The sequence below is a fragment of the Streptomyces lavendulae subsp. lavendulae genome (genome assembly GCF_002803845.1).
GTDB classification, from domain to species: domain Bacteria; phylum Actinomycetota; class Actinomycetes; order Streptomycetales; family Streptomycetaceae; genus Streptomyces; species Streptomyces lavendulae.
Genome location: NZ_CP024985.1, coordinates 2,882,132 through 2,896,968 on the forward strand (window position 1 = coordinate 2,882,132; position 14,837 = coordinate 2,896,968).

General features: G+C 71.3%; 13 protein-coding genes. 3 read left to right on the forward strand and 10 right to left on the reverse strand.

The window, feature by feature from the left end; translation table 11 throughout:
• Positions 1 to 5: 5 nt before the first annotated feature.
• On the reverse strand, positions 6 to 722 hold the full coding sequence (locus SLAV_RS11995; protein WP_030236194.1) for a tyrosine-protein phosphatase: 717 nt from the start codon (positions 720 to 722) through the stop codon (positions 6 to 8).
• 81 nt (positions 723 to 803) lie between these two features.
• Between SLAV_RS11995 and SLAV_RS12000 the strand changes: the two genes are divergently transcribed.
• Complete coding sequence (locus SLAV_RS12000) at positions 804 to 1,505, forward strand: nitroreductase family protein (protein ID WP_030236191.1); 702 nt, start codon at positions 804 to 806, stop codon at positions 1,503 to 1,505.
• On the opposite strand, the gene SLAV_RS12005 is transcribed toward SLAV_RS12000, so the two are convergent.
• From SLAV_RS12005 to SLAV_RS12020, 4 genes are all read right to left on the reverse strand, one after another.
• On the reverse strand, positions 1,502 to 1,699 hold the full coding sequence (locus SLAV_RS12005; protein ID WP_030236189.1) for a hypothetical protein: 198 nt from the start codon (positions 1,697 to 1,699) through the stop codon (positions 1,502 to 1,504). The genes SLAV_RS12000 and SLAV_RS12005 overlap by 4 nt on opposite strands.
• Positions 1,699 to 2,607, reverse strand: coding sequence for a hypothetical protein (locus SLAV_RS12010; RefSeq protein WP_030236187.1), 909 nt, complete (start codon positions 2,605 to 2,607; stop codon positions 1,699 to 1,701). The genes SLAV_RS12005 and SLAV_RS12010 overlap by 1 nt, the downstream gene beginning before the upstream one ends.
• 252 nt (positions 2,608 to 2,859) lie before the next feature.
• A complete protein-coding gene (gene pruA / locus SLAV_RS12015) occupies positions 2,860 to 4,491 on the reverse strand; it encodes an L-glutamate gamma-semialdehyde dehydrogenase (protein WP_030236183.1) in 1,632 nt (543 codons plus the stop codon).
• Positions 4,492 to 4,523: 32 nt separating this feature from the next.
• Positions 4,524 to 5,450, reverse strand: a complete 927-nt coding sequence (locus SLAV_RS12020) for a proline dehydrogenase family protein (protein WP_030236180.1) — start codon at positions 5,448 to 5,450, stop codon at positions 4,524 to 4,526.
• Between the two features lie 199 nt (positions 5,451 to 5,649).
• Here SLAV_RS12020 and SLAV_RS12025 point away from each other — a divergent pair, with 199 nt between their 5' ends.
• Positions 5,650 to 6,879, forward strand: coding sequence for a PucR family transcriptional regulator (locus tag SLAV_RS12025; RefSeq protein ID WP_030236177.1), 1,230 nt, complete (start codon positions 5,650 to 5,652; stop codon positions 6,877 to 6,879).
• A gap of 156 nt (positions 6,880 to 7,035) precedes the next feature.
• On the opposite strand, the gene SLAV_RS12030 is transcribed toward SLAV_RS12025, so the two are convergent.
• Positions 7,036 to 7,626 carry a TetR/AcrR family transcriptional regulator gene (locus SLAV_RS12030; protein WP_030236176.1) on the reverse strand — a complete coding sequence of 197 codons (591 nt, stop codon included), beginning with the start codon at positions 7,624 to 7,626 and terminating at the stop codon, positions 7,036 to 7,038.
• Positions 7,627 to 7,715: 89 nt separating this feature from the next.
• Between SLAV_RS12030 and SLAV_RS12035 the strand changes: the two genes are divergently transcribed.
• Positions 7,716 to 9,257 carry an MFS transporter gene (locus SLAV_RS12035; protein WP_030236174.1) on the forward strand — a complete coding sequence of 514 codons (1,542 nt, stop codon included), beginning with the start codon at positions 7,716 to 7,718 and terminating at the stop codon, positions 9,255 to 9,257.
• Positions 9,258 to 9,334: 77 nt separating this feature from the next.
• On the opposite strand, the gene serA is transcribed toward SLAV_RS12035, so the two are convergent.
• From serA to SLAV_RS12055, 4 genes are all read right to left on the reverse strand, one after another.
• The gene (gene serA / locus SLAV_RS12040; protein WP_030236171.1) at positions 9,335 to 10,924 is read right to left on the reverse strand and encodes a phosphoglycerate dehydrogenase; all 1,590 of its coding nucleotides are present in this window, start codon (positions 10,922 to 10,924) and stop codon (positions 9,335 to 9,337) included.
• A gap of 288 nt (positions 10,925 to 11,212) precedes the next feature.
• Positions 11,213 to 12,214 (reverse strand): ketol-acid reductoisomerase, encoded by a 1,002-nt coding sequence (gene ilvC / locus SLAV_RS12045; RefSeq protein WP_030236170.1) that lies wholly within the window; start codon positions 12,212 to 12,214, stop codon positions 11,213 to 11,215.
• A 178-nt stretch (positions 12,215 to 12,392) separates the two neighbouring features.
• Positions 12,393 to 12,917 carry an acetolactate synthase small subunit gene (ilvN, locus tag SLAV_RS12050; protein ID WP_030236168.1) on the reverse strand — a complete coding sequence of 175 codons (525 nt, stop codon included), beginning with the start codon at positions 12,915 to 12,917 and terminating at the stop codon, positions 12,393 to 12,395.
• Positions 12,918 to 12,949: 32 nt separating this feature from the next.
• Entirely contained in the window at positions 12,950 to 14,836 is a 1,887-nt protein-coding gene (locus tag SLAV_RS12055) for an acetolactate synthase large subunit (RefSeq protein WP_030236165.1), read from the reverse strand.
• Position 14,837: the final 1 nt, after the last annotated feature.

Here is a 14,837-nt window from a genome sequence, read left to right on the forward strand (position 1 = left end):
CGGTATCAACGCCCCCGCAGCCTGCCGCGGAGCCGCCCCAGCTCGGCCCCGGTCAGGCCCGCCGCGCGCAGGTAGGCCGCCGCGTCCAGGCGGTGGGCGGCGTCGCGGGCGAGAGCGTGGACGGTGGTGCCGAGTCCGGTGACGTAGTCCTCGATCGCGGTGGCGTCGTAGGGGCTGCCCTGCGCGGCGTACCGGGCGCGTACGCGCGGCTCGCTCAGCCCGTGGTCGTCGGCGATCTCCTCGGCGCTCGCGCCCGCGAGCCGCAGCAGGACGAGCGCGACGATCCCGGTGCGGTCGCGGCCCAGGCCGCAGTGGAAGGCCACGGCGCCCGGCGGGGCGTCGGCGACGGCGCGCGCGACGGTGGCGACCCGGTCGGGGAAGCGGTCCAGGAAAGGCCGGAAATACGCGGGGGTCGCGAAACCCGGGGTGCCCCACCACACGTCCCAGAAGTCCCGGTGCTCGATGCCGTCGAGCGGAATCGCCAGCGTGGTGATCCCGGCCGGGCGGGGTGCGTGGTCCAGCGGCCGCTCGTCGTCGTTGCGCAGGTCGATGACGGTCCGCACCCCGTGCGCGGCGAGGGTGGTCCAGCCCTTGGCGGTGAGGTCGTCGAGGCTGTCCGCGCGTACCAGGACCCCGGGCGGCAGGCTCCCGAGGCCGCCGAGGTCGCGGGCGTTGAAGCAGCCCTCCCAGTCGACGAATCGACCGACGTTCGTCACGGTCATAGCCCCCCTGTCAGTACACATCGGACAGTCGTCGAGGACGCGACTCTGGCCTCAGGGGTTCCCCCGCGTGAAGATCTGCGCATGTCGCCCCGTACCCAGCAGTGGACCCCGACCCATGGCCAGCCCTACCGGCCCGTCGCCTACCGGCCCGCGCGCATGCCGAGCGAGGAATCCCTCGCGCGCGCGGCGGAGCTGCGGGCCCGGATGGACGAGCGGCGCACCGTACGCCACTTCTCCCCGGACCCGGTACCCGACCAGGTCGTCCTCGACGCCGTCGCCTGCGCGGCCACCGCCCCCTCCGGGGCGCACCAGCAGCCGTGGACCTTCGTCCTGGTCAAGGACCCGGGCGTGCGGCGCCAGATCCGCGCCGCGGCCGAGCAGGAGGAGGAGATCTCCTACGACGGCCGCCTCGGCGACGAGTGGCTGGCCGCCCTGCGCCCGATCGGCACCGACGCGGTCAAGACCCACCTGACGGACGCCCCGGCGCTGATCGTGGTCTTCCAGCAGCGGTACTGGCTCGGCCCCGACGGCACGAAGCGCAAGCACTACTACGTCGACGAGTCGGTCGGCATCGCCGTCGGGATGCTGCTGTCCGCCCTGCACCTGTCGGGCCTGGCGGCCCTCATCCACACCCCGAGCCCGATGCGGTTCCTGGGCCACGTCCTGAACCGCCCGGAGAACGAGAAGGCCTTCGCGGTCATCCCGATCGGCTACCCGTCCGCCGACTGCGAGGTCCCGGACCTGATCCGCAAGTCCCTGGACCAGGTGCTGGTGGAGGTCTAGCCGTCGCCGTCCGGCCCGGCGGGCGGCGGACCCGGCCGCCCGCCCAGTGCCTCCGCCAGCCGCATCCCGATCCGCACACGGTCCTCGGGCGTCCCGGCGTCCATGGCGGCCCGCACGTGCCGCAGGATGAGCCAGTCCCGCACCACTTTGGTGACCCCGAGCACGGCCGCCGTCACGATCGCCGCGGTCAGCATCACCGGTACCTCCGCTCGATCGACGCGGTGATCCCGGCGATCTCCCCGTCCCCGTGTGCGAAGTCCATGCACCGAACGGTCACCTCCGCACCGCCGAGCCTGATCACGCCGGGACGGGCGGGCGGCGCACCCGGTTCGGGGTGCCCCCCTGCCTGGGGCTCGGCGAGACCGCTGCGGCGCAGCGACCGCTCCATCTCCGGGGCTCCGGGCGCGCAGCACCACTCCAGCACGAGGTCCTGGTACTGGTGGCAGTACGAGTTCACCCAGCCGTGGGCGTTCCCCGTACGGTTGACCAGCGCCGGACGGCGGAGCAGCCGGCTGAGCAGGTGGTCGCGGGAGGCAGGGTCCGGCCCGGCCGTCGCGGTGCGTGTCCAATAGTGGAGTTCCTCCAGCTCCGCAGGATGTGGCGCCCCGCCTGCGCTGCGGCCCACGTACCGCAGCCCGTCGCCGTCGTCCGGAAGCCGCCAGGAGCTGGGGACGCCCCGAAGGCGGATGGTTCCGCCGCCGACGGCATCCCGCAGGGTCAGCCCCTCCGTGTCGGAGGTGACCCGCAGGCCGGGCACCCCGCGCAGGCCCCCGTAATCCTCGTCGAGGCGGGGCAGCAGCTCGGTGACGACCCGCCGGGCCATCCGCTCGTGGAGCCGGAGGGCAAGGCCGTCCGCCGACGGCACAGCGGCGACGACGCCGAACACCGCCCCGTCGAGCTGTCCGTCGCGAAGGGCGTCGCCCGCAGTCAGCGCGACCATTGCTTCGAAGGCGCGCTGGGCCGGGTCGGCCGCGTCGGGTACCGGTCGGCGGCGGGTGATCAGGCCGGCTTCGGCCCAGCCGAGGCAGGTGCGGTGCGGCAGCCCGGTGGCTGCGCGGCAGATGGACGCGGCACAGTGGTGATTGTCTGTACGCCTGGACATACGTCTCCCCGGGCGCCGACCCCGGTACGGGCGCGTAGAGGTTGCGTATCTCCCAGCGGTCTGTCCCACCCCGTACGGGAACTCGTCAGAGCCCTTGGCTCCCTCGGGATACCGGGCCCGAGTGGCGGAGCTGGTCGCCGTACACGACAACTGCGTTCAGGCTAGCAGGAGTTACCGAGAGGGGAAATGGATACCGCCCCCGCTCCGGACTTGGGGGTACCGGAGCGGGGGCGGGGTTCAGCGGGGGGCGGGTCAGCCCATGTGGGGGTAGCCGTACTCGGTCGGCGGGACCAGGGTCTCCTTGATGGAGCGGGTCGAGGTCCAGCGCAGCAGGTTCGAGGCCGCGCCCGCCTTGTCGTTGGTGCCCGAGGCACGGCCGCCGCCGAAGGGCTGCTGGCCGACGACGGCACCGGTCGACTTGTCGTTGATGTAGAAGTTGCCCGCGGCGAAACGGAGCTTCTCCATCGTGTCGGCGGCCGCGTAGCGGTCCTGCGCGATGACGGCGCCGGTCAGGGCGTACGCCGAGACGTTCTCCATCTGGGCGAGCATCTCGTCGTACTTGTCGTCCTCGTAGACGTGGATCGCGAGGATCGGGCCGAAGTACTCGGTCGTGAAGACCTCGTTCTCCGGGTCGGTGCACTCGATGACGGTCGGGCGGACGAAGTAGCCCTCGGCGTCGTCGTAGGTGCCACCGGCGACGATCGTGCAGGTCGGGTCGGCCTTCGCACGGTCGATCGCGGCCTTGTTCTTCGCGAAGGAGCGCTCGTCGATGACCGCGCCGATGAAGTTGGTCAGGTCGCGGACGTCACCCATGGTGATGCCGTCGACCTCGGCGGCGAACTGCTCCTTGAAACCGTCGTTCCAGATGGAGGCCGGAACGTAGGCGCGCGAGGAGGCCGAGCACTTCTGGCCCTGGAACTCGAAGGAGCCGCGGGTCAGGGCGGTCTTCAGGATCGCGCGGTCCGCGGACGGGTGCGCGACGACGAAGTCCTTGCCGCCGGTCTCGCCGACCAGGCGCGGGTAGGAGCGGTACTTCTCGATGTTGTTGCCGACCGTCTTCCACAGGTACTGGAAGGTCTTGGTCGAGCCGGTGAAGTGGATGCCGGCCAGCTCGGGGTGGTTCAGGGCCACCTCGGAGACGGCGATGCCGTCGCCGGTCACCAGGTTGATGACGCCCTTGGGCAGGCCGGCCGCCTCCAGGAGCTCCATGAGGAGGACCGCGGAGTGGGTCTGCGTCGGGGACGGCTTCCACACGACCACGTTGCCCATCAGGGCCGGGGCGGTCGGCAGGTTGCCGGCGATGGCCGTGAAGTTGAACGGCGTGATCGCGTAGACGAAGCCTTCGAGCGGGCGGTGGTCGCTGCGGTTCCACACGCCCGCGGAGTTCGCGGCGGGCTGCTCGGCCAGGATCTGGCGGGCGAAGTGGACGTTGAAGCGCCAGAAGTCGACGAGCTCGCACGGGGTGTCGATCTCGGCCTGCTGCGCCGTCTTGGACTGGCCCAGCATGGTGGAGGCGGCCAGCTTCTCGCGCCACGGGCCGGCGAGCAGCTCGGCGGCGCGCAGGATGATCGCGGCGCGGTCGTCGAAGGACATCGCGCGCCAGGCCGGGGCGGCGGCCAGGGCGGCGTCGACGGCCTCCTGCGCGTCGGCCTCGGTGGCGTTGGCGTAGGTGCCGATGACCGACTTGTGGTCGTGCGGCTGGACGACGTCGAAGCGCTCGCCGCCGCCCATCCGCTTGACGCCGTCGATCGTCATGGGGAGGTCGATCGGGTTCTCGGACAGCTGCTTGAGCTGGAATTCGAGGCGCGCACGCTCCGGGCTGCCGGGGGCGTACGAGTGGACCGGCTCGTTGACCGGCGCGGGGACCTGGGTCACAGCATCCATGGGGCTGGTAACTCCTTGAGCTAGTGGGGTGCCTAGTTCTTGGTGATCATCGAGCGGAGGAAGAACAGCAGGTTGGCCGGCTTCTCCGCGAGGCGGCGCATGAAGTAGCCGTACCAGTCGGTGCCGTACGCCGTGTAGACGCGCATCCGGTGGCCCTCGGCGGCCAGCCGCAGGTGCTCCTCGCTGCGGATGCCGTACAGCATCTGGAACTCGTACTCGTCCAGCTTGCGCCCTGCCTGGCGGGCCAGCTCCTGGCCGATGGCGATCAGGCGCGGGTCGTGGGACCCGATCATCGGGTAGCCGTCGCCCTCCATCAGGATCTTCATGATCCGGACGTACGCCTTGTCGATCTCGGCCTTGTCCTGGTACGCGACCTCGGCCGGCTCCTTGTAGGCGCCCTTCACGATGCGGACGCGGCTGCCGGCGGCGGCCAGGCGGCGGGCGTCGGCCTCGGTGCGGAAGAGGTAGGCCTGGATCACGCAGCCGGTCTGCGGGAAGTCCCGGCGCAGCTCCTCGTGGATGGCGAACATCGAGTCGAGGGTGGTGTGGTCCTCGGCGTCCAGGGTCACGGTGGTGCCGATGGCCGCGGCGGCCTCGACGACCGGGCGGACGTTGGCGAGGGCCAGCTCGTGGCCGCCCTCCAGCGCCTGGCCGAACATGGACAGCTTGACGGACATCTCGACCGTCTCGCCGAGCCCCAGCTCCTTGAGGCGCCCGATGAGCTCCAGGTAGGCGTCGCGGGCCGCGTGGGACTGCTCCACGGCGGTGATGTCCTCGCCGACGACGTCGAGGGTGACCTCCAGGCCGTTCCGCGTGAGGTCCTCCACGATCGGGATGACCTGGCCGACCGTCTCACCCGGGATGAAACGGTTCACCACGGGCTTGGTCACGGGGGCGGCGGAGACGATGCGGCGCATCTTGTCGCTGCGCGAAGCGGCGAGGATCACGGGACCCAGCACGGGGCACCTCCAACGGGTGGCAGAAGCGGAGTACGGCCGCCGTGCGGGGTGGGCCGCGGCCGTGAGGAAAACGCAAGTAAAACCACCGTGAAACCTAAGGATCTCCACGATCCTCTGCCATCGACAGCTGTCACGCATCCGTGGTCCGGATGTCATACATCTGTCTGAAGAGCCGTGTGCGAGATGGGAGAATGGGCGCGTGAAGGGCGATTACCAGGACCTGGTCGACGAGATCTCGGCGCTGCTCGGCGCCCCGGCCACACTGGAGAACCGGGACTTCCGCCTGATCGCCTTCGGCGCCCACGACAGCGACGACGATCTGGTCATGGACCCCGTCCGCACCCGCTCGATCCTGACCCGGCAGTCCACGGCCGCCGTCCGCTCCTGGTTCGAGGCCTACGGGATCACCCGCGCGACCGGCCCCGTCCACATCCCGGCCGCCCCGGACGCGGGGGTCTTCCGCGGGCGGATCTGCCTGCCGGTGCGGTACCGGGGCATCGTGCAGGGCTACGTGTGGCTCCTCGACCAGGAGCCGGGCCCGGGGGCGGAGGCGCTGGCCGCGGCGATGGAGGTGGCCGAGCGGATCGGGGTGCTGCTCGCCGAGGAGGCGAAGGCGGGCGCCGGCCTGTCCCGGGAGTTCCGCGCGGTCCTCACCGCCGGGCGGGGCTGGCAGCAGGACATGGCGGTGGCCGCGCTGCGGGTGGCCCTGGGGCCGGGGGCCGAGGGACTGCACGCCGCCGTGTGCGTGGCGCCGTGGACCGGGGAGGCTCCGGCGTCGGTGCCGGGGGCGGCGGCGGTGTGCGTCGTACCGGGTGACGCCGCCGACGCGAACGGTGTGCCGGGCGGGTCCGGCGCGGGTCCCGGGGGCTCCGGGGCGCTCGCCGTCCTGCTCCGGCTGCGCTCGACGGACGCGCTCGCCCCGGCCCTGACCGCGGTGAACCGGCTGCTGCCCCGCGCCGGGGCCGCGGGGGCCGCGGGCCCCGGACCCGGAGCCGCGCCGGACGCCGCGCCCGGCCCCACCGCGGGACTGTCCGACCCGGTCCGGACGCTCGCGGAGCTGCCCGCCGCCTGGGCGCAGGCCACCGCCGCGGCCCGGACGGCCGCCGCCCGGCCCCGCCTGGGGCCGGTGGCCCAGTGGTCGGCGATCGGCCCGTACCGGATGCTGGCCGCCCTGGCGGCGGGCCCGGCGGACGACCCGGCGACCCGGGCCCTGCTCGGCCCGGCCCACCGGGAACTGGCCCGCACCGCCGAGGTGTTCCTCGACTGCGCGGGTCAGGCGGGCCGTGCGGCGGCCGCGCTGGGCATCCACCGCCAGACCCTGTACTACCGGCTGGGCCGGGTGGAGCAGCTGACGGGGCTCGACCTGGACGACGGCGAGGACCGCCTGCTGCTCCACATGGCCCTCAAGGCCTCCCGCCTGCACGGCTGACCCTGCGGGGACAGAGGGGGCGGCACCGCCCCGAGGCCGCGCCGCCGGGGGCCCGACGAGCCCGGCGGATGCCCGCCGGGGCACCCTCCAGAGGCCCGGCGAGGCCCGGCGGATGCCCCCGGCCGGGGCCCGCCAGGGGCGCGCGGCGAGTGCCGGTCAGGCCTTGTCGGCCTGCGCCGCGGCCGTGACCGTCTCGGCCACCCGCCGCAGGCCCTCGGTGAACTCCTCCGCCGTGGCGGCGCTCGCCGGGTCGAACAGCCACTGGATCATCAGGCCGTTGAGCAGCGCCTGGTAGACGGTGCCGCGGGTGCGCTCGTCGTGTTCGGTGACCTCGTCCTCCGGGGTCCCGGTCAGCATCGAGATCAGGCCCCGGCGCCCCTCCCGCTGCGAGGCGCCCAGCATGGCCCGCAGTTCGGGGTGCTGACCACGGCCCAGCGCGATCTCCAGGCTGGCCGCCCAGACGGGCGCGGTCTCCTCCTGCCGGTCCACGACCCCCTCCCACAGACCGCGCATGCGCTCCAGCGAGCCGTCCGCGCCGCCCATGGACCCGCCGAAGCCCTCGCCCCATTCCTCCATCAGGGCGATGAACGCCTGGGTGAGCAGGGCGTCCTTGGAGCCGTAGTGGTAGCCGATGGACGCCAGGTTGGTGCCGGAGGCGTTGACGATGTCGCGCGCGGTCGTCCGCACGAACCCCTTCTCGGCCAGGCACTTCTTCGCGCCTTCGAGCAGATCTTCGCGATGTCCCATGGCGTCACGGTAGCAAGACAAGCGTCCCAGACATAAGTTCCATACATCCGTCATAGACAAGCGTTTATGACGGATGTACATTCCTTTCCATGACGAACCCCGCCGCTACGGCGCCCCTCGCCGGCCGCCGCGAATGGACCGCGTTCACGGTCCTGTTGCTGCCCCTGCTCCTGGTCTCGATGGACACCTCCGTCCTCTACTTCGCCATCCCGGCCATCACCCGGGAGCTCGACCCGAGCGCCACCCAGCAGCTGTGGATCTTCGACAGCTACGCCTTCGCCCTCTCCGGCCTGCTGATCACGATGGGCTCGCTGGGGGACCGGATCGGCCGCCGCAAGCTCCTGCTGGCGGGCGCCGGCGCCTTCGGCCTCGCCTCCGTCGCCGCCGCCTACGCCACCAGCGCCGAGATGCTGATCGCGGCCCGCGTGCTCCTCGGCATCGGCGGCGCGACCCTGATGCCCTCCACCCTGGCCCTCGTACGCAACCTCTTCCGCGACGACAAGCAGCGCGGCAAGGCCATCGCCCTCTGGTCCGGGGCCATGACCGGCGGCATCGCCCTCGGCTCGGTGCTCAGCGGCGTGCTGCTGAACCACTTCTGGTGGGGCTCGGTCTTCCTGATCAACGTGCCCGCGATGCTGCTCCTGCTGGTCCTGGTCCCGGTGCTGGTACCAGAGTTCAAGGACCCGGCGCCCGGACGCTTCGACCTGCTGAGCGTCCCGCTGTCGACGGCCGCCGTCCTGCCGGTGGTCTACGGGCTCAAGGAGATCGCCGCCGAGGGCTTCGAACCCCGCTACCTCGCGTGCCTGCTCGTCGGCCTGGCCTTCGGCCTGGTCTTCGTCCGCCGCCAGCGCCGCCGCGAGGACGCGATGGTCCCCCGGGCGCTGTTCCGGGGGCGCGGCTTCGGGGCGGGCATCGGCCTGAACACCGTCGCCGCCTTCGCCATGATGGGCTCGGCCTACTTCACCACCCAGTACCTGCAGTCGGTGCTCGGCATGGGCACCCTGGAGGCGGCCCTGTGGAGCCTGGCCCCGTCCCTCTTCATCGGAGCCGCGGCCCCCGTCGGAGCGGCCCTGGCCCAGAAGACCGACCGGGCCCGCGTCATCGCCGGCGGCTTCGTCCTGGCCGCCGCCGGGTTCGCCCTGATCTCCCTGGTGGGCACCGACTCCCTGTGGCTGATGCTGGCCGGCGCCGGGGTGCTGGCCTCCGGCATCGTGGTGGTGATGTCGCTGGTCTCCGACATGGCGCTGGCCTCGGCCCCCGCCGAGAAGGCCGGCTCGGCCGCCTCGCTGCTGGAGACGGGCCAGGAGTTCGGCGGCGCCCTCGGCATGGCCCTGCTCGGCAGCCTCGGCACCGCCGTCTACCGCTCCGACCTGTCGGGCGCCGAACCCGCCGTCCGGGAGACCCTGGGCGGCGCGGTGGCCACCGCCGCGCAGACCGGCGGAGCGGCCGGCGACCGGCTGCTGGCCCTGGCCCGCGAGGCCTTCGTCCACGGAATGCAGTACGCGGCCTGGGGCGGGGCGGCCCTGCTCCTCGTGGCGGCGGCCGGAGCCCTGGCCATGGCCCGGAGCGGGAAGGGTGCCGCCCCGGCCTCGGCGGAGCGGGCCGTACCGGCCGGCACGCCGGCGGTCTGATCCCCGTAGCGGCGGGAGGAGGAAACGCAAAGGGCCCGGGGGAACACCCCCGGGCCCTTTCGGATGCGGTGCGGCGGTCAGCCGAGGTTGACCGTACGGGCCGACGCGGCACCGATCTCGGCGGAGATGGCCGCCAGGACGTCGACCGGGACCTCGGCGTCGACGGTGAGGACGACGAGCGCCTCGCCGCCCTCCTCGGCACGGGCGACCTGCATGCCCGCGATGTTCAGACCGGCCTCGCCGAGCAGCTGCCCGACCTTGCCGACCACGCCGGGGCGGTCGGTGTAGCGGAGCACGATCATGTGGTCGGCCAGGGCCAGGTCCACGTCGTACTCGCCCACGCCGACGATCTTCTGGAGGTGCTTGGGACCGGCCAGGGTGCCGGAGACCGAGACCTCCTGACCGTCCGACAGGGTGCCGCGCACGGTGACCACGTTGCGGTGGTCCGGGGACTCGGAGCTGGTGGTCAGGCGGACCTCGACGCCGCGCTCCTGCGCGAACAGCGGGGCGTTGACGTAGGAGACCGTCTCGTCGACGACGTCCTCGAAGACACCCTTGAGCGCGGAGAGTTCGAGCACCTTGACGTCGTGCTGGGTGATCTCGCCGCAGACCTCGACGTCGAGGCGCACCGCCACCTCGCCCGCGAGGGCGGTGAAGATGCGGCCGAGCTTCTCGGCGAGCGGCAGACCGGGACGGACGTCCTCGGCGATGACACCGCCCTGGACGTTGACCGCGTCCGGCACGAGCTCGCCGGCGAGCGCGAGACGCACCGACTTGGCGACGGAGATGCCGGCCTTCTCCTGGGCCTCGTCCGTGGACGCGCCGAGGTGCGGGGTGCAGACGACCTGGTCGAGCTCGAAGAGCGGGGAGTCCGTGCAGGGCTCCTTCGCGTACACGTCGAGACCGGCGCCGGCGACGCGGCCCTCCTTGATGGCCGAGTACAGCGCGGCCTCGTCCACGATCCCGCCGCGGGCGGCGTTGACGATGCGGACGGACGGCTTCACCTTGTGCAGGGCCTCGTCACCGATGAGACCGAGGGTCTCGGGGGTCTTGGGCAGGTGCACGGTGATGAAGTCGGCGACTTCGAGGAGCTCGTCCAGCGTCAGCATCTTGACGCCCATCTGGGCGGCGCGCGCGGGCTGCACGTAGGGGTCGTAGGCCACGATCTTCATGCCGAAGGCCGACATGCGCTGGGCGACCAGGACGCCGATGCGGCCGAGGCCGACGACGCCGAGGGTCTTCTCGCTGAGCTCGACGCCCGTGTACTTGTTCCGCTTCCACTCGCCGTTCTTCAGGGCGGTGTTGGCCTGCGGGATGTTGCGGGCGGTGGCGACGAGCAGACCGCAGGCGAGCTCGGCGGCGGTGACGATGTTGGAGGTCGGGGCGTTCACGACCATCACGCCGGCCTTGGTGGCGGCGGAGACGTCGACGTTGTCGAGACCGACACCGGCGCGCGCGACGACCTTCAGCTTCTTGGCGGCGGCGATCGCCTCGGCGTCCACCTTGGTGGCGGAGCGGACGAGGATCGCGTCGACGTCGACGATCGCGGGGAGCAGCTCGGCGCGGTCGGCGCCGTTGACGTGCCGGATCTCGAAGTCCGGACCGAGCGCGTCCACCGTGGCGGGCGACAGCTCTTCGGCGATGAGTACGACAGGTTTCGAGCTCACGTGGGTCATCCTCACAAGTCCAGTGCGGACGGCCGTCCCGACGGCCGCAGGCGGTGGAGGGGGTAGCCGCGTGGAAGACGCACGACACTGTGGGCCTGACGCGTTGTGTTGTGCAGTGTAGTAGCGGATCCGAGCCGGAATTCCGCCTGTACGGAAGGATCACCCGTCCGTGATTGGCCGGGGTGGACAATCCGCGCTACACCAGGCCTACATTCCGGCCATCTCCACCCGTGGGGGCGGTGCGCGGCGGGGCCGGAACGCATCGTCCCGGCCCCGCCGCCCACGGAATCAGCTCTCGTCGCTGTCGACCCAGCTCATCAGCTTGCGCAGCTTCTTGCCGGTGGTCTCCAGCAGGTGGGCCTCGTCGGCCTTCTTGTACTCGTTGTACTTCGGCAGACCCGCCTTGTACTCCGCCATCCAGGTGTTGGCGAACTCGCCGCTCTGGATCTCGGCCAGGACCTTCTTCATCTCGGCCTTGGTGGCGTCGGTGATGACGCGCGGGCCGGTGATGTAGTCGCCCCACTCGGCGGTCTCGGAGACCGACCAGCGCATCTTCTCCAGGCCGCCCTCGTACATGAGGTCCACGATGAGCTTCAGCTCGTGCAGGCACTCGAAGTACGCGATCTCCGGCTGGTAGCCGGCCTCGGTCAGGACCTCGAAACCGGCCTTGACCAGAGCGGAGGCGCCACCGCAGAGGACGGCCTGCTCACCGAACAGGTCGGTCTCGGTCTCCTCGGTGAAGGTCGTCTTGATGACGCCGGCGCGGGTGCCGCCGATGCCGGCCGCGTAGGAGAGCGCCAGGTCGAAGGCCTTGCCGGTGGCGTCCTGCTCGACGGCGGCGATGCACGGAACGCCGCGGCCCTCCTCGTACTGACGGCGGACCAGGTGGCCCGGGCCCTTCGGGGCGACCAGCGCGACGTCGACGTTGGTGGGGGGCTTGATGAAGCCGTACCGGACGTTGAAGCCGTGGCCGAAGAAGAGCGCGTCGCCCTCCTTGAGGTGGTCCTTGATGGACTCCTCGTAGATCTCGGCCTGGAGCGGGTCCGGGGTCAGGATCATGATGACGTTCGCCCACTCGGCGGCCTCCGACACGGAGACGACCTTCAGGCCCTGCTCCTCGGCCTTGGCCTTGGACTTCGAGCCCTCCTTGAGGCCGACGACGACGTCGACGCCGGAGTCACGGAGCGACAGCGCGTGGGCGTGGCCCTGGCTGCCGTAACCGATGACCGCGACCTTGCGGCCCTGGATGATGGACAGGTCGGCGTCGTTCTCGTAGAACAGCTCGGCCACTGGGATATCTCCTTGGTGCGCTGGTGTTGCTCCCACCGTACGGCGGGGAACGGAATCTGAGTTTGTCGGTCTCGCCATTCGAACCGGGGCATTCGAGCCCCGGAGCGCCGCGGCCGGCGACCGCGGCGGGGCGCCGCGGCCGGACGGTGCGGTCAGGCGCTGCGGTCAGGCGCTGCGGTCAGGCGCTGCGGTCGAGCGAGCGCAGGCTGCGGTCCGTGATGGACCGGCCGCCACGCCCTATGGCGATGGTGCCGGACTGCACGAGCTCCTTGATGCCGAAGGGCTCCAGCATCTTGAGCATGGCGCCCAGCTTGTCGGTACCGCCGGTGGCCTCGATGGTGACGGCCTCCGGGGAGACGTCGACCGTCTTGGCGCGGAACAGCTGGACGATCTCGACGATCTGCGAGCGCGTCTCGTTGTCGGCGCGGACCTTCACCAGGACGAGTTCGCGCTCGATGGCGTTGTGCGGCTCCAGCTCGACGATCTTGAGCACGTTGACCAGCTTGTTGAGCTGCTTGGTCACCTGCTCCAGCGGGAGGTCCTCCACGTTCACGACGATGGTGATGCGGGAGATGTCGGGGTGCTCGGTGACGCCGACCGCGAGGGAGTCGATGTTGAACCCGCGGCGGGAGAACAGCGCGGCGATCCGGGCGAGGATGCCGGGCGTGTTCTCGACCAGGACGGAGAGCGTGTGCTTGGACATGTGAGGCGTTCTCTCTCTCAGGCTCTCTCGGCTCAGTCGTCTTCGTTGTCGCCGAAGTCGGGGCGGACGCCCCGGGCTGCCATGACCTCGTCGTTGGAGGTGCCGGCGGCGACCATCGGCCACACCATGGCGTCCTCGTGGACGATGAAGTCGATCACGACCGTGCGGTCGTTGATCGCGTTGGCCTCGGCGATGACCTTGTCCAGGTCCGCCGGGTCCTCGCAGCGCAGCGCGACGCAGCCCATGGCCTCGGACAGCTTGACGAAGTCCGGGACGCGGGTGCCCTTGCGGGGCGCGACGGACTCGCCGAGCTGGGAACCGACGGTGTCGTGGCCGGTCTCGTCCGCGTGCAGCACGGTGTTGGAGTACCGCTGGTTGTAGAACAGGGTCTGCCACTGGCGGACCATGCCCAGCGCACCGTTGTTGATGATCGCGACCTTGATCGGGATGTTGTTCAGGGCGCAGGTGACCAGTTCCTGATTGGTCATCTGGAAGCAGCCGTCGCCGTCGATCGCCCAGACGGTGCGCTCCGGCATGCCGACCTTGGCGCCCATCGCGGCCGGGACCGCGTAGCCCATGGTTCCGGCGCCGCCGGAGTTCAGCCAGGTGCGGGGCTCCTCGTACTTGACGAAGTGCGAGGCCCACATCTGGTGCTGGCCGACGCCCGCGGCGAAGATCGTGCTCTTCGGCGCGAGCGCGCCGATCCGCTCGATGACCTGCTGCGGCGACAGCATGCCGTCCTCGGGCAGGTCGTAGCCCAGCGGGTAGGTCTCGCGCCAGCGGTTGAGGTCCTTCCACCAGGCGGTGTAGTCGCCCGCGTTGCCCTCGGTGTGCTCGGCCTGGACGGCCTGGATCAGGTCGGCGATGACCTCGCGGGCGTCGCCGACGATCGGGACGTCGACCTCGCGGTTCTTGCCGATCTCCGCGGGGTCGATGTCCGCGTGGATGACCTTGGCGAACGGCGCGAAGCTGTCCAGCTTGCCGGTGACGCGGTCGTCGAAGCGGGTGCCGAGCGCGATCAGCAGGTCCGACTTCTGGAGCGCGGTGACGCCGGTGACGCTGCCGTGCATGCCCGGCATGCCGACGTGCAGCGGGTGGCTGTCGGGGAAGGAGCCGAGGGCCATCAGGGTGGTGCAGACCGGGACGCCGGTCAGCTCGGCGAGGACCTTCAGTTCGGCCGTGGCGCCGGACTTCATGACGCCGCCGCCGACGTACAGGACCGGGCGCTTGGCCTGACAGATGAGCTTGGCGGCCTCGCGGATCTGCTTGGCGTGCGGCTTGGTGACCGGCCGGTAGCCGGGCAGGTCCATGGACGGCGGCCAGGAGAAGGTGGTCTTCGCCTGGAGGGCGTCCTTGGCGATGTCCACCAGGACCGGCCCGGGGCGGCCGCTGGCGGCGATGTGGAAGGCCTCGGCGATCGTCCGCGGGATGTCCTCGGCCTTGGTGACCAGGAAGTTGTGCTTGGTGATCGGCATCGTGATGCCGACGATGTCCGCCTCCTGGAAGGCGTCCGTGCCGATCGCCTTGGAGGAGACCTGGCCGGTGATGGCGACGAGCGGGACGGAGTCCATGTGCGCGTCGGCGATCGGGGTGACCAGGTTGGTGGCACCCGGGCCCGAGGTGGCCATGCACACGCCGACCTTGCCGGTGGCCTGTGCGTAGCCGGTGGCGGCGTGTCCGGCACCCTGCTCGTGGCGGACCAGGATGTGACGGACCTTCTTGCTGTCCATCATCGGGTCGTACGCGGGGAGGATGGCGCCGCCCGGGATGCCGAAGACGGTGTCGCACCCCACCTCTTCGAGAGAGCGGATGAGGGACTGGGCGCCCGTGACGTGCTCAACTGCGGTGGGCTGGTGTCCACCCGTACGGGGCCGCGGCTGCGGATGGTGGGCCCCGGTGGCCTGCTCGGTCATCGGCATT

Coding starts and splice junctions, on each gene's coding strand:
- SLAV_RS11995 (WP_030236194.1), bottom strand. CDS start 722: ATGACCGTGACGAACGTCGGTCGATTCGTCGACTGGGAGGGCTGCTTC.
- SLAV_RS12030 (WP_030236176.1), bottom strand. CDS start 7,626: ATGGGACATCGCGAAGATCTGCTCGAAGGCGCGAAGAAGTGCCTGGCC.
- pruA (WP_030236183.1), bottom strand. CDS start 4,491: ATGGATGCTGTGACCCAGGTCCCCGCGCCGGTCAACGAGCCGGTCCAC.
- SLAV_RS12000 (WP_030236191.1), top strand. CDS start 804: ATGTCGCCCCGTACCCAGCAGTGGACCCCGACCCATGGCCAGCCCTAC.
- ilvN (WP_030236168.1), bottom strand. CDS start 12,917: ATGTCCAAGCACACGCTCTCCGTCCTGGTCGAGAACACGCCCGGCATC.
- SLAV_RS12055 (WP_030236165.1), bottom strand. CDS start 14,836: ATGCCGATGACCGAGCAGGCCACCGGGGCCCACCATCCGCAGCCGCGG.
- SLAV_RS12010 (WP_030236187.1), bottom strand. CDS start 2,607: ATGTCCAGGCGTACAGACAATCACCACTGTGCCGCGTCCATCTGCCGC.
- SLAV_RS12005 (WP_030236189.1), bottom strand. CDS start 1,699: ATGCTGACCGCGGCGATCGTGACGGCGGCCGTGCTCGGGGTCACCAAA.
- SLAV_RS12035 (WP_030236174.1), top strand. CDS start 7,716: ATGACGAACCCCGCCGCTACGGCGCCCCTCGCCGGCCGCCGCGAATGG.